We start from the raw sequence: 12430 nt of genomic DNA on the forward strand, positions 1-12430 counted from the left end.
ACTCCCAGGGGCGCTCGATCTGCGGATCGGGCGCCCCTTCGTCGTCTCGGGAATACCTCCGAGCCCGCGGCTCTTGTCGCAAGCATGAGATCCATCGTCTACTCCCGCACCGGCGCCTCCTCCGTCCTCTCGCTCGTCGACCGCGGACCCGCCGCCCCCGGCGCCGGGGAGGTCCGGGTGCGCGTGGTCGCCTCCGGAGTGAACCCGACCGACTGGAAGGCCCGTGCGACGGGCGATCTCGCCTTCGACGAGGTCGTGCCGAATCAGGACGGCGCAGGAGTCGTCGACGCGGTCGGCGACGGAGTCGAGGGTCTGGCCCTCGGCGATCGCGTCTGGGTGCACCTGGCCGCCCACCGCCGCCCGACCGGCACGGCGCAGGAGTGGACCGTCCTCCCCGCGAACCGCGTCGTCCGCCTGCCCGACGGCATCGGCTTCGATCTCGGCGCGAGCCTCGGCGTCCCGGCGATGACGGCGCACCGCGCGCTGACCGTGCACGCGCACGGGCCCGCGCGGCTGTCTCCCGGTGCGCTCGCCGGTCGCACGGTCCTCGTGCAGGGCGGGGCCGGAGCGGTCGGCCACGCGGCGATCCAGCTCGCGGTCTGGGCCGGGGCGACGGTGATCGCCACCGTGAGCAGCGACGGCAAGGCCGCGCTCGCCACGGCGGCCGGCGCGCACCACGTGCTGCAGTATCCCGACGAGGCGCTCGCGGCGCGGATCCTCGAGATCGCCCCCGACGGAGTCGACCAGATCGTCGAGGTCGCGCCCGCCCAGAACGCCGACCTCGACGTCGAGGTGCTCGCCAACCACGGCAGCATCGGCTACTACGCGAACAACAACGGAGACGAGTTCTCGGTGCCGATCGTCGCGAGCTTCGCGAAGAACGCGCGCTGGCAGGGACTCCTGCTCTACACCGTCGGCGACGAGCCCCTGGCGGCCGCCGCCGAGGACATCACCGCCGCGCTCGAGGACGGCGCTCTGCCCGTCGGCGAGGCCGCAGGCCTGCCGATCACGTGGTTCCCCCTCGAGGAGACGGCCGCCGCCCACGACGCGGTCGAGCACGGTGTGACCGGCAAGGTGCTCATCCGCGTCTCCGACGAGGCCTGACGGCCGCGGCAGCGCGGGCACGCGCCCGCCCGTCCCAGCTGATCGAGTAGCCCGCGCAGCGGGCGTATCGAGATCCACGTCCGTCAGAAGGCCGGGGCAGGGAACTGCTCCACTGAAGCGCGTCGCCCCGTTCCTCGCTGATCGAGTAGCCCGCACCGCGGGCGTATCGAGATCCATGTCCGTCAGAAGGCGAGGGCAGAAGCCTCCACTGCTGACGCTGGTGGGTCTCGATACGCCCCTGCGGGGCTACTCGACCAGCATGGGATGCGACGGCCGCTGGCAGCACGCAGGCGAGCAAGCGCCTCCTGAATGCTCGAACCCGACCCGCAGGCTCAGCCGCGCAGCGGTGGCGAGCCCGCGACCGTGGCGCGGTCGGCGAGGCCGTCGAGCAGCTCGGCGAGCGCCTCCTCGGCGGTGCGCGTCGGCTCCCAGCCGAGCACCGACCGCGCCCTCTCGGTCGACATGATCGGCACGTTCGTCGCGATGTCGAGCCAGCCGGCGTCCGTGCGCTGGAGTCGCAGCCGCCAGGTCGCGCTCACGATCCCCCGGAGGAGACCCGCCGGCACCGTGACGAGGCGCGACCCGACGAGGTCGGCGATGCGCTGGGGCGTGAGCACCGGCTCCGCGGCGATGTTGAACGCCCCGCCGGCCCGGCGGTCGAGCGCCCGCCAGAACGCGTCCGCCACGTCGTCGGCGTGCACCCCCTGGAAGATCAGCGTGCGCGGCAGCGGCAGCACCGGCGGCCGGACGACCCGGAGCCACCGCGTCGGGTACCGCGGCCCGGCGAACAGCCCCGCGATCTCGGTCGCCGCACCGCGCTGGAACACGAGCCCCGGGCGCAGCCTGGTGACCACCACCTCCGGGTGCTTCGCCTCGAACGCATCGAGGGCGCGCTCGTTCGCCGCCTTGTGCCGACTGTAGGTCGAGGTGTGCAGCCCGCCCGTCGGCCAGCTCTCGTCGACGCGGGTCGTCTTCGACGCCGCGCTGTAGGCGCCGACCGACGAGGCGACGGCGATGTGTCCCACCCCCGCGGCCGCGGCAGCCTCGAGCACCGAGGCGGTGCCTCCGACGTCGACCAGCCGCTGGAACGGCTCGTCGTGGCTGGGCTGCAGCGCCCACGCGAGGTGCACGACCGCGTCCATTCCGGTGAAGGCCTCGCGGAGCAGCCGCGGCGCCTCGCTCGACGCGACGTCCACCTCGACCCAGCGCACATCGCGGTACTCCGGCGACTGGGGCCGCCCCTGCCGGCGGGCCACGCCGACGATCTCCTCCACCTCCGGCTCGTCCCGGAGCCGCCGCAGCAGCGCCGTGCCCAGGTTGCCCGTCGCTCCGACGATCGCGATGCGCATGTGATGGTCCCTCCGCGGCGGCGCGGATGCCGTCGTCCTCCGAGGCTAGGCAGCGCCGAGCGCGGCGCGGAGGCGGTTGACAGCCGAGCCCCTATCCCACGCGCGGGTCGCCGCGCATCCCCGCGCGGGTGCGGCGACCCGGTCCCTACCCTGGGGCCATGCCCCTCCCCCGACGCGATCCCTCCGTGCGCCACGTGATCGACGGTGTCGAGCTGCGCTCGTACACGACCGGCTCGTCCCGCTCGGAGCGCACCTTCGTCCTGATCCACGGGATCGGGATGTCGCACCACACGTTCTCCCGGCTCGCCGTCCACCTGCGCGAGCACGGCCGGGTGATCGCCGTCGACCTCGCCGGCTTCGGGTCGAACCGCACGCCGGAGCAGCGCGTCGGCATCGCCGATCACGCCCGCTTCGTCGCGCACGTGCTCGCCGACCGCGGCGTCGAGAGCGCGGTCGTCGTCGGCCACTCGATGGGCAGCCAGGTCGCGGTCGAGCTGACGGCGCGCTCGCCCGATCTCGTCGACGGCGTCGTGCTGATCGGCCCGGTCGTCGATCCGCAGCGCCCCACGGCGCTCCAGCAGGGCCTGGCCCTCGCCCGCGACACCCTCGGCGAGCCGGTGCCGGTCGACCTGCTCGTGTTCGCCGACTACGTGCGCGGAGGCCTGCGCTGGTACCTGCGGCAGCTCCCCGAGATGCTGCACTACCCGATCCAGCGCCGCCTCGAGGCCGTGACCCGGCCGGTGCTCGTCGTCCGCGGCCACGACGACCCCGTCGGCACCCGCGACTGGTGCGAGCGCCTCGTCGCGCACGCTTCCGACGGCCGACTGCTCGAGATGGGCTCCTCCCGCCATGTCGTGCCGAGGACGGAGGCGGAGCCGCTCGCCCGCGCCCTCGTCCGCTTCGCCGCGGGCCTCGGGGCGGCACGGTGAGGAACCTCGTCCGCGACGCCGTCTGGTGGGCGGAGGACTACGCCTACGCCGTCGCCTGGCAGGTGCGGGGCGTCCTCTCGCGCCGCGCCCCCGACGACTACCTCAGCGGCGACCTGCGGCCGATCCTGGTGCTGCCCGGGATCTGGGAGACGTGGTCCTTCCTCCGCCCGATCATCGACCCGCTGCACGCGCACGGGCATCCGCTGCACGTCCTGACGAGCCTGGGCCGCAACGGCCGCCCGGTGGTCAGGACCGCCGAGGACGTCGCCGCCTACCTCGCCGAGCACGACCTCCGCGGAGTCGTCGTCGTCGCGCACAGCAAGGGCGGGCTGATCGGCAAGTACGTGATGACCGAGCTCGACCCCGAGGGCCGCGTCGACCGCATGGTCGCGGTGTCGACGCCGTTCGGCGGATCGCGCTACGCCGCCTACCTGCCGCTGAAGAGCCTCCGCTCGTTCTCTCCCCGCGACGCCACGACGCTGCTGCTGTCGAGCCGGCCGGAGGCGAACGCCCGCATCACCTCGGTCTACGGGCTCTTCGACCCGCACATCCCCGAGGGGAGCAGGCTCGAGGGCGCGACCAACGTGCGGATCGAGACGGGCGGGCACTTCCGGATCCTCGGCGACCCGGGCACCCTCAAGGCGGTCGTGAAGGCGGTGTCGGCCTAGGCGGGCGGCGGAGTGATCACGGTCGCGTCGGCCGGGCAGTCGATCGTCCCGACCGCGCCGTCGCCGGAGTCGTCGCTCGCGACCGGACCTGCGGCGGCGAAGGCCACCTCGAAGCAGAACGCGTCGGTCCCGGCATCGGGGAACTCGGTCGGGTCGACCGGCGTGCGGAACGACAGCGTGCCGAACGCTCCCTCGGGCGTCTCGGCGGCGTAGGAGGCGATGCCGATCAGGTCGACGCCCTCCGCCTCCGCCGCGGCCGCCTCGCGCGCGAACCCGAACGTGTCGACCTGCGGACCGGTGAGCGAGTCGACGAGGGTGGCGACCCGGTCGCGCGACTCCTCGCGGGCCGCCGTCGCCGTGTCGGCGGGCTCCTCCGCTGCCGGAGCGGTGCAGCCGGCGAGCGCCAGCACCGCCAGGAGGACGGCGGCCGCTCGCGTCTGCTTCACGCCCCCGACCCTAGCGCGGCGGCGCCGGCCGGCGGCCCCGCCTCCGACCCGAACCGGATCGACCTTCGGCTCGCACGATCGCGCTCGGCTCGCAGAGGCCGCGGATTCCGACGAGCCGAACCGGATCCGACGAGCCCGGACACGACCCTCGCTCGCTCCCGCCCGGGCGACTAGCAAGCCACCACCGTCATGCGCAAACCCCTTTGCCGAGGAGGCGGCCCGGCGGAGCGTGGAGCCATGCCCACTTCGCGCACGACCGGACCGACCGAGCTCCTCCTGGTGCGCCACGGCGAGAGCACGGCGAACATCGCGGCGAGCGCCGCCGAGAAGGCGGGCGCGCTCGACATCGAGGTCGACCGCCGCGACGCCGACGTCACCCTCTCCCCGGCGGGCGAGGAGCAGGCGCGCGCGCTCGGTCGCTGGCTGGCGGCGGAGGCGGCGCCGGTCGCCGCGTGGACCTCGCCCTATCTGCGCGCCTCCTCGACCGCCCGGCTCGCCCTCGCCGAGGCCGGACTCGAGCTGCCGCTCGGCGCCGACGAGCGCCTGCGCGACCGCGACCTCGGCATCACCGACCGCCTGACCACCGCCGGAGTGCGCGCGCGGTTCCCGGAGGAGGCGGCGCGGCGGGAGTGGCTCGGCAAGTACTACTACCGTCCGCCGGGGGGCGAGTCGTGGACCGACCTCGCGCTCCGGGTCCGCGCGTTCCTCGACCATCTCGACGCCACCGCACCGACGGGGCCCGTCGCCCTCTTCTGCCACGACGCCGTCGTCCTGATCATCCGCTCGGTCTGCGAGGGGCTGACCGAGCGCGAGCTGCTCGACATCGGGGCGTCCACTCCGGTGGCGAACGCCTCCGTCACCCGGCTCCTCCGCGACGGAGACGGGTGGCGGCTCGAGCGCTTCAACCACACGGGGCACCTCGACCGGGCCGGCGCTCCGGTCACCGAGCACGACGACCGCGAGGCCGGAGAGGGTGACCCCCATGAGTGAGATCATCGACCGCGCGCTCCTCGAGCGCGACTGGCCCCTCCCCGCCGCCGAGGGCTCGAAGCACGCGCGCGGTGACGTCGTCATCATCGGAGGCGCGCGCAAGACGCCCGGCGCGGCGATCCTCGCGGGCATCGCCGCATTGCGCGTGGGTGCCGGTCGCATCACCCTCTGCGTGGCGGAGTCCGTCGCCTCCGCCACAGCGGTCGCGCTGCCGGAGTGCGGCGTGATCCCCCTGGAGGAGTCGCGGAGCGGTTCGATCACGGGCCGCGGCCTCGATGCGCTCTCAGGCGAGCTCGGCTCGGCCGACGTCGTCCTCGTCGGCCCGGGCCTCGACGATCCGAAGGCCACGGCGTCGACCCTCCGCGCTCTGGTGCCGCTCCTGCGCGACGTCCCCGCGGTGCACCTCGACGCCTTCCCGCTCGGCATCCTGCCCGGTCAACGACGAGTGGCCAGGGCACTCGCGGGGCGCCTGCTGCTCACGCCCAACAGCGAGGAGGGCGCGCGCCTGCTGGGCGGGGACGTGGACGACCTCGAGCAGGCCGCCCTCGCCATCGCCCGGCGCTACGACGCGGTCGTGAGCCTCTCGAACGTCATCGCCGACCCCGGGGGGACCGTCCTGCGCGTGATCGGGGAGCACTCGGGCCTCGCCACAGCGGGCAGCGGTGACGTCCTGGCGGGCGCGACCGCCGGGCTCCGCGCGCGCGGGGCCGGCGGAGTCGCCGCCGCGGCCTGGGGGACCCACCTGCACACGGAGGCTGACACGCGTCTGGCGGCCCGGCTGGGCCCCGCCGGCTACCTCGCCCGAGAGATCCCGGGCGAGTTCCCGGCGCTCCTGGCCTGAGGCCCCACCCTCGGGTCAGCGCGCGACGTCGGCGACCGCGAATGCCACTCCCGGAGTGATCAGGATCGACGTCTCCCGCGGCTCGCCCTCGCCCTGGTTCACCGCGAGCCAGCGCGACGCCGAGCCGTCGAGCGCCCGCTCGACGCTCTCGCGGACCTCGGCGGCCGAGGTGTCGTGCAGGCTGTACGGCTTCCCGCCGTAGGTGATCTCGACCCGCTTCACAGCGCACTCTCCTCGGTCTGACGGCTTGCGCCGTGCGGCTCCTCGCTGATCCGCAGCCCGTGCGCGGTGTGCGAGTCGGCGACCAGCTGGCGGATCCACTCCGGATTGATGGCGGGTGCACGGCCGCCGTGGTACTTGAAGCGCAGCGGGATCGCCGGGTGCAGCCAGATCGACGTGCGACCGTCGCCGACGGCCTGGGAGTCCTTCCACGAGAAGTAGAACGACTCGTTGCGCGCCAGCTTCGAGCCGATCACGATCTGCAGGTGAGCCAGCAGGCGGTCGTCGAAATCGGCCTCGAGCGTCGAGTCGTAGATGAGGCGGCCCATCAGATCGGTGTCCTTTCGAGTTCGCGCCGTTGCAGCAGGGTCAGGGCCGGAGACGGCATCGCGAGTGTATCGGTGCGCCTCAGCGGTCACCGTCGTCGTGGAAGCGGGGAATGTCGAAATCGGGAACGTGCAGTGCGTCCTCGTCCAGGTCGGTCTCGGTGATCGGATGCGAGACCCCGAGCCCGTCCGCCTCGCGCGTCAGGCGCGCCACCAGCTCGTCGTCGACCATCTCGTCGCCGTCCGAATCCTCGGACTCCGAGAACAGCTGACTGGCCGGCCCGATGAGCAGGGATGCGCGGCCGTCGCTCCCGGAGGAGCGGCGCACCGGGATCTCGACGGTCCTCGAGCCCTTGCGCAGGGCGAGCGCCTCGGCGTAGCGCACGAGAGCGCGCGCTATCGCACTGCCCGTGAGGAGGGAGCTGCCCGCGTAGTGGATGCGATCCATCCGACTGTCCTACCCCTCGGGAACGGGCAGGGCATCCCGTTGCGCGGCATCCCGGCTCTTGCTAGCGCAGCGCGTCGATCCGCCGGTCGAGCCCCTCGCGGACGGCGGGCCACTCCTCGACGAGGATCGAGTGCACCGCGGTGTCGCGCCAGGAGCCGTCGGCCCGCCGCTGGTCGTGGCGCAGCACGCCCTCGAACACCGCCCCCAGACGGAGGATCGCCGCCCGCGAGCGCGCGTTGGCGGCGTCGGCCTGCAGCTTCACCCGCGAGTACCCGCTGTCGAACGCGAGCCCGAGCAGCAGCCGCTTCGCATCGGGATTGACCGCGGTGGCCCAGACCTCGGGCGCATAGGCGGTCCAGCCGAGGTGCGCCGCCTCCTTCTTCTCGTCGAAGTCGGCGAGGGAGCTGGTGCCGACGACGCGGCCGTCGAGCAGCACGGCGTACGGGGTACCGGTCGCCCACGGGTAGTAGCGGCGGGTGAAGGCGCGGAACTCCTCGAGCGACTCCGGGAGACCGGCGGGGCCGCCGCCGTAGCCGCCGGCGAACACCTCGGGGCGGGCGATCGCGCGCAAGAGCGGCTCGACGTGCTCGTCGCCGAGCGGCTCGAGGACGACGACGCGTCCGGTGAGGACGGCGGGGGCGGGTCGGCGGATGCTCACTCCGACAGTCTGGAGTCTCGCCGCGCGACGGACGGGTCCAGTTCGCGTGCCAGCATGTGGTCCATGGACAGCGCCGCGATGTTCGAGAGCTCCGCCACCGCGTTCCTCCGCCTGCTGGAGAGGATCGGCGAGGACCAGTGGGCGCAGCCCGGTCTGGGCGAGTGGGACGTCCGCGGCCTCGCCGGGCACACCGCTCGCGCGATCCTCACCGTCGAGACCTACCTGCTCGCCGAGGCCCCCGGTCGCTGCACGATCGACGACGCTCCCGGCTACTACCGGGCCCTCGCTGCGACGGACCCGCTCCAGGTCGCCCGCCGCGGAGTCGAGGCGGGCGCGCGGCTCGGCGATGCGCCGGCCGAGGTGGTCGCGCACGACCTCGCGCGCGCCACGGTCCTCCTCGCCGCGCAGCCCCGCGACCGCCTCGTCGCGATCGGCTCCCACGCCCTCGAGCTGCGCGAGTACCTGCGCACCCGCGTGCTCGAGCTGGTGGTGCACACCCTCGACCTCTCACGGGCCACCGGCATCCCGCACGGCCTCCCCGCGGAGGCGGTCGAGGCGAGCTGCGCCCTCGCGGGCGCCCTGGCCGCGCGAGCCGGTCGGGCCGAGGAGCTCCTGATGGCGCTCAGCGGCCGCGAGCAGCTCGCCGCGGGCTTCTCGGTGGTCTGACCGTCAGGCGACGGCGAGCGCCTCGACCGGAGTCACCCGGGTCGCCCGGCGCGCCGGCACGACGGCCGAGACGACGGTGATCACGGTGCCGACGACGACCACGGCGACGAGGATCGGCACGGGGATGCTCGGCGGGATCACTCCGATGCCGGGCAGCGAGCCGAACACTGCGATCGCGCCGCTCCAGCCGTAGGCGATGCCGAGGAGCAGCCCGAGCAGGGTCGCCGCGACGATCATCTGGGCCGCCTCGAGCACGACCATCGAGCGCACCTGCGACGCCGTGAAGCCGAGCGCGCGGAGCAGCCCCAGCTCGCGTCGGCGCTGCAGCACGCTCAGCGACAGCGTGTTCACCATGCCGACCGCCGCGAGCACGACCGAGAACCCGAGCAGGACGCTCATGATCGCCGTGCTGGCCGAGATGAACTGCTGGAGGGCGGCGATCACCTCGGGGTTCGCGTCACTGGAGGCGCGCATGACGGTGCCGAACGTCTCCGCGGCGACGGCGAACATCGTCACCAGCGTCACTCCGATCACCAGGCCGATGACCGCTCGCGCACTGCGCGCGGGGTGGCGGATGGCGTTGGCCGAGGCGAGCCTCGCCACAGGGCCGCGGCCGAACGCCCGCCCGACGAGAGCGGTCAGCGGAGGCAGCAGCACCGGCGCGCCGAGGATGATCCCCGTGAACGAGACCATGCCGCCCACCAGGCCGATCAGCACGCCGACCGGCGAGACGAGACCCACCGCGACTCCTCCCGCGAGCAGCACGAACCCGACGACCACCAGCGTGATCGCGGCGGTGTTGCGCCCGCGGCGACCCCGCAGCTCGTCGTAGCGGGGCTCGGCGGAGGAGCCGGCGGCCTGCGCCGGAGCGACCTCGAGCACGCGGCGGGAGCCCGCCCACGAGGCGAGGACGGTCGAGGCGATCACGGCGAGCATCGGCAGCAGCAGTCCCGGCGAGGCGAGCGGGACGGCGAAGCGGGTGAGCGTGCCGGTCTGGAACGCGATCTCGGCGCCGGCGGCGACCAGCACGACGGCGACGACCGCGCCGATCACCGCGCCGAGGAGTCCCTGCACGAGTCCGCCGCGCACGATCTCGCCGCGGAGCGAGCGGCCGGAGGCGCCGAGCAGGCGCAGCAGGGCGATCTCGCGGGTCCGGCCGGCGATGACGGTCGAGACGGCGTTGGCCGTGACGATGCCTCCGACGAACACCGCGATGCCGAAGAAGACGCCGCCCACGACCGCGAGGGTGACGGCGATCTGGGCGATGCCGGTGAGGCCGGCCGCGTCGAACGCGACGGTGAGGTCGACGATGAGCTGGACGAGGATGCCGCCGAAGGTCGCGGAGAGCGCGGCGACGGTGACGACCGCGCCTCCGCCCTGCCGCGAGCCGGTCCTGATGCGGCTCACGCTGCACGCTCCATCTCGAGCATGGCGCGCGAGACCTCCTCGGCGCTCATCCCCCGGCGGTCGTCGACGACGACCCCGTCGCGGAGGAAGACGATGCGGTCGGCGTAGGACGCGGCGATCGGGTCGTGGGTCACCATCGCGATCGACTGCCCGTACTCGCGGGTCGAGGCGCGCAGCAGGGCCAGAACCTCCCGGCCGGTCCGGGAGTCGAGGTTGCCGGTGGGCTCGTCGGCGAAGACGAGCTGCGGACGGGTGGCCAGCGCCCGCGCGATGGCGACGCGCTGCTGCTGTCCGCCCGACAGCTCGTACGGGCGGTGGGTGAGGCGCTCGCGGAGCCCCAGCGACTCGATCAGGCGCCCGATCCACTCCTCCTCCTCGGCGGTGACCGCCCGGCCGTCGAGCTCGAACGGGAGGCGGATGTTGCCGCGCACGTCGAGGGTCGGGACGAGGTTGAACGCCTGGAAGACGAAGCCGACGCTGCGGCGGCGCAGCAGTGTGAGCTCGGCGTCGCCCATCGCGGTGATCTCGACGTCGCCGAGGAGCACGCGGCCCTCGGAGGCGGAGTCGAGCCCCGCGAGCACGTGCATCAGGGTCGACTTGCCGGAGCCGCTGGGCCCCATGATCGCGGTGAACTCTCCGCGCTCGATCGAGAGGGTGACGCCGTCGAGGGCGACGACGGGCGGGGTGCTTCCGTAGAGCTTGCGCACGTTCTCGACGCGCGCCACGACGGTGGAGGTGTGGTTCTGCATGCCTCCGACGCTACGGAGGCGGGTCCGTCGCGGTCGTCGCCCGCGGGTCCCGCTGCGTCATCCGCGTGGGCTCCGCCGAGTCATCCCTCCGAGGGACGGGTCAGCGCGGGCGGAGGCCGGCGCGGCGGAGCGCGAGGGCGGCCAGGGCGGCGGTCGCCCCGGGGTCGCCGGCGCGCCAGGCGGGGACGGCATCGGGGTGGACCGCGAGGATGTCGCGCGGTGACGCCTCCGTGAGAGCGCGCAGGGCCAGCAGCTCGGAGCCGGCCGGCGTGGAGCCGAGGGCCCGCAGCTCGGCGGTGCGGCGGGCGAAGCGCAGCCGGGGCCGCAGCCACAGGACTGCGAGCAGGAGGAGCGGCAGCCCGCCGACGGCGAGCCCCGCCACCACGGCGAGCGTCGTGGCGAGCTGCTGCTGATCGCGCCCCGCCGCCGCGAGGACGGCACCGGCTCCGCTCGCCTCGTCGAACGGCGCGCGGACGGCTTCGCCGAGCAACGGGATGCCGCCGAGCGTCGACCCCGCATCGCTCATCGTCGTGCCGAATCCGCTGCCGGCGCTCTCGAGGCGTCGGCCGATCTCGGCGAGCCCCGCGATGAGCGTGCCGACCGCGATGCCGGCGGCCACGGCGATCACCGCGACGGCGACCGCGAGCGCGTCGGCCGTGATCTGCCGCGCACGCGCGGCGGGGAGGTCGGCGTAGATCTGCATGCGCCGATTATCCGGTCACCGGCTGCGCCCGCGCCCGCCGAGGAGGAGCGGGCCGCTCCGGTTCGCGCGGGAGACGGCGGCACCGCGGAGGGTGGCGCGCGATCGGCCCTGCCCGGAGGCCGCGTGCGAGCATGGGCGCCGTTGTCGGCGGAAGGGTGAGCACGCATGGGCGAGACGGATCCGCGCTTCCCCGCGGCGTTCCAGCGCGGAGGCGGGTCGGGCCCGCCGGTCCGACGGGGAGCGGACCACCTCGGGCGGCAGGGCGCCCCCGATCCGGCCCGTCCCGAGTCCTCGCCTCCGGCGGACGGATCAGGCTCGACCGACGTCATCGGGGCGGAGCCGCCCGCCGCCGACGGCGCGGAGGCCGGAGCAGGGTCCGGGCGCGGCGGAACGCTCGGAGTGCCGGCGCGCGTCCCCGCGGCGCTCGCCGTCTCCGGCGCCGTCTGCACTGCACTGGGCGCGGGCGTGCTCTGGTTCGAGTCCGGCGCCGTGTGGGCGGGAGGGCGGACCGAGACCGAGGAGTTCCTGATGACCTACCTCGCGGCGGTCCCGACACCCGCCCTGACCGTGGGGCTCCTGAGCCTCGGCGCCGCCGCAGTGGCGCAGATCATCCGGACCTCGCGCCCGTGACGACGTCGCGCCCCTGGTGGGCCGTCGCCTGTGGCGGGGTCGCCGCGCTCTGGCTCGTCGCGCTCGCCGCTCCTGTGGTGATCGCCGCGGTTCGGGACGAGTGGGCGCGGACCGGTGGCACCGCGGTTCCCCTTCACACGATAGGCAGGCAGGCGCTCGCGAACGCCCTGCCCTCCGTCCTGACGGCGGCCCTCGCCCTCACGATCGCCCTCGTCGTCCTCCGTCTCGCGCTGGCCGGCGAGCGGGTCGACGAACCCGATCCCGGCGCGGCCGACGACCACGACGGCCGCTGACCTC

General features: G+C 74.3%; 17 protein-coding genes. 8 read left to right on the plus strand and 9 right to left on the minus strand.

Annotated elements, in window-relative coordinates:
- Positions 1–84: 84 nt before the first annotated feature.
- The gene (locus GRS92_RS09770) at positions 85–1104 is read left to right on the plus strand and encodes an NADPH:quinone reductase (RefSeq protein WP_159855719.1); all 1020 of its coding nucleotides are present in this window, start codon (positions 85–87) and stop codon (positions 1102–1104) included.
- Between the two features lie 332 nt (positions 1105–1436).
- Here the strand turns inward: GRS92_RS09770 and GRS92_RS09775 are convergent, their stop codons facing one another.
- A complete protein-coding gene (locus GRS92_RS09775; RefSeq protein WP_159855721.1) occupies positions 1437–2453 on the minus strand; it encodes an NAD-dependent epimerase/dehydratase family protein in 1017 nt (338 codons plus the stop codon).
- A 158-nt stretch (positions 2454–2611) separates the two neighbouring features.
- On the opposite strand from GRS92_RS09775, the gene GRS92_RS09780 reads away from it, so the two are divergent.
- Positions 2612–3382 carry an alpha/beta fold hydrolase gene (locus GRS92_RS09780; RefSeq protein ID WP_159855723.1) on the plus strand — a complete coding sequence of 257 codons (771 nt, stop codon included), beginning with the start codon at positions 2612–2614 and terminating at the stop codon, positions 3380–3382.
- Positions 3379–4050: an esterase/lipase family protein gene (locus tag GRS92_RS09785; RefSeq protein ID WP_159855725.1), complete on the plus strand. Its 672-nt coding sequence runs from the start codon at positions 3379–3381 to the stop codon at positions 4048–4050. Before GRS92_RS09780 ends, GRS92_RS09785 begins: the two co-directional genes overlap by 4 nt.
- Here GRS92_RS09785 and GRS92_RS09790 read toward each other — a convergent pair.
- Positions 4047–4496 (minus strand): hypothetical protein, encoded by a 450-nt coding sequence (locus tag GRS92_RS09790; RefSeq protein ID WP_159855727.1) that lies wholly within the window; start codon positions 4494–4496, stop codon positions 4047–4049. The genes GRS92_RS09785 and GRS92_RS09790 overlap by 4 nt on opposite strands.
- Positions 4497–4733: 237 nt before the next feature.
- Between GRS92_RS09790 and GRS92_RS09795 the strand changes: the two genes are divergently transcribed.
- Complete coding sequence (locus GRS92_RS09795) at positions 4734–5486, plus strand: histidine phosphatase family protein (RefSeq protein WP_159855729.1); 753 nt, start codon at positions 4734–4736, stop codon at positions 5484–5486.
- Entirely contained in the window at positions 5479–6327 is an 849-nt protein-coding gene (locus GRS92_RS09800; protein ID WP_159855731.1) for an ADP-dependent NAD(P)H-hydrate dehydratase, read from the plus strand. Before GRS92_RS09795 ends, GRS92_RS09800 begins: the two co-directional genes overlap by 8 nt.
- A 15-nt stretch (positions 6328–6342) precedes the next feature.
- On the opposite strand, the gene GRS92_RS09805 is transcribed toward GRS92_RS09800, so the two are convergent.
- The 4 genes from GRS92_RS09805 to GRS92_RS09820 form a co-directional block, all read right to left on the minus strand.
- Positions 6343–6549, minus strand: a complete 207-nt coding sequence (locus GRS92_RS09805; protein WP_159855733.1) for a hypothetical protein — start codon at positions 6547–6549, stop codon at positions 6343–6345.
- On the minus strand, positions 6546–6875 hold the full coding sequence (locus GRS92_RS09810; RefSeq protein ID WP_159855735.1) for a DUF7882 family protein: 330 nt from the start codon (positions 6873–6875) through the stop codon (positions 6546–6548). Before GRS92_RS09810 ends, GRS92_RS09805 begins: the two co-directional genes overlap by 4 nt.
- 79 nt (positions 6876–6954) lie before the next feature.
- Positions 6955–7320 (minus strand): hypothetical protein, encoded by a 366-nt coding sequence (locus GRS92_RS09815; RefSeq protein ID WP_159855737.1) that lies wholly within the window; start codon positions 7318–7320, stop codon positions 6955–6957.
- 61 nt (positions 7321–7381) lie between these two features.
- Positions 7382–7978 (minus strand): GNAT family N-acetyltransferase, encoded by a 597-nt coding sequence (locus GRS92_RS09820; RefSeq protein ID WP_159855739.1) that lies wholly within the window; start codon positions 7976–7978, stop codon positions 7382–7384.
- 63 nt (positions 7979–8041) lie between these two features.
- Here GRS92_RS09820 and GRS92_RS09825 point away from each other — a divergent pair, with 63 nt between their 5' ends.
- Positions 8042–8644 carry a maleylpyruvate isomerase N-terminal domain-containing protein gene (locus GRS92_RS09825; protein WP_159855741.1) on the plus strand — a complete coding sequence of 201 codons (603 nt, stop codon included), beginning with the start codon at positions 8042–8044 and terminating at the stop codon, positions 8642–8644.
- Positions 8645–8647: 3 nt separating this feature from the next.
- On the opposite strand, the gene GRS92_RS09830 is transcribed toward GRS92_RS09825, so the two are convergent.
- The 3 genes from GRS92_RS09830 to GRS92_RS09840 all read right to left on the minus strand — a co-directional run bounded on the left by GRS92_RS09830 (position 8648) and on the right by GRS92_RS09840 (position 11503).
- Complete coding sequence (locus GRS92_RS09830; RefSeq protein ID WP_159855743.1) at positions 8648–10051, minus strand: ABC transporter permease; 1404 nt, start codon at positions 10049–10051, stop codon at positions 8648–8650.
- Positions 10048–10800, minus strand: coding sequence for an ABC transporter ATP-binding protein (locus GRS92_RS09835; protein WP_159855745.1), 753 nt, complete (start codon positions 10798–10800; stop codon positions 10048–10050). Before GRS92_RS09835 ends, GRS92_RS09830 begins: the two co-directional genes overlap by 4 nt.
- Before the next feature lie 100 nt (positions 10801–10900).
- Positions 10901–11503, minus strand: a complete 603-nt coding sequence (locus tag GRS92_RS09840) for a hypothetical protein (RefSeq protein WP_159855747.1) — start codon at positions 11501–11503, stop codon at positions 10901–10903.
- A gap of 165 nt (positions 11504–11668) precedes the next feature.
- Between GRS92_RS09840 and GRS92_RS09845 the strand changes: the two genes are divergently transcribed.
- Both GRS92_RS09845 and GRS92_RS09850 read left to right on the plus strand, forming a co-directional pair.
- The gene (locus GRS92_RS09845) at positions 11669–12133 is read left to right on the plus strand and encodes a hypothetical protein (RefSeq protein ID WP_159855749.1); all 465 of its coding nucleotides are present in this window, start codon (positions 11669–11671) and stop codon (positions 12131–12133) included.
- On the plus strand, positions 12130–12426 hold the full coding sequence (locus GRS92_RS09850) for a hypothetical protein (protein ID WP_159855751.1): 297 nt from the start codon (positions 12130–12132) through the stop codon (positions 12424–12426). The genes GRS92_RS09845 and GRS92_RS09850 overlap by 4 nt, the downstream gene beginning before the upstream one ends.
- Positions 12427–12430 lie beyond the last annotated feature (4 nt).

Source organism: Rathayibacter sp. VKM Ac-2754 (assembly GCF_009807095.1).
Taxonomy (GTDB): Bacteria; Actinomycetota; Actinomycetes; order Actinomycetales; family Microbacteriaceae; genus Rathayibacter.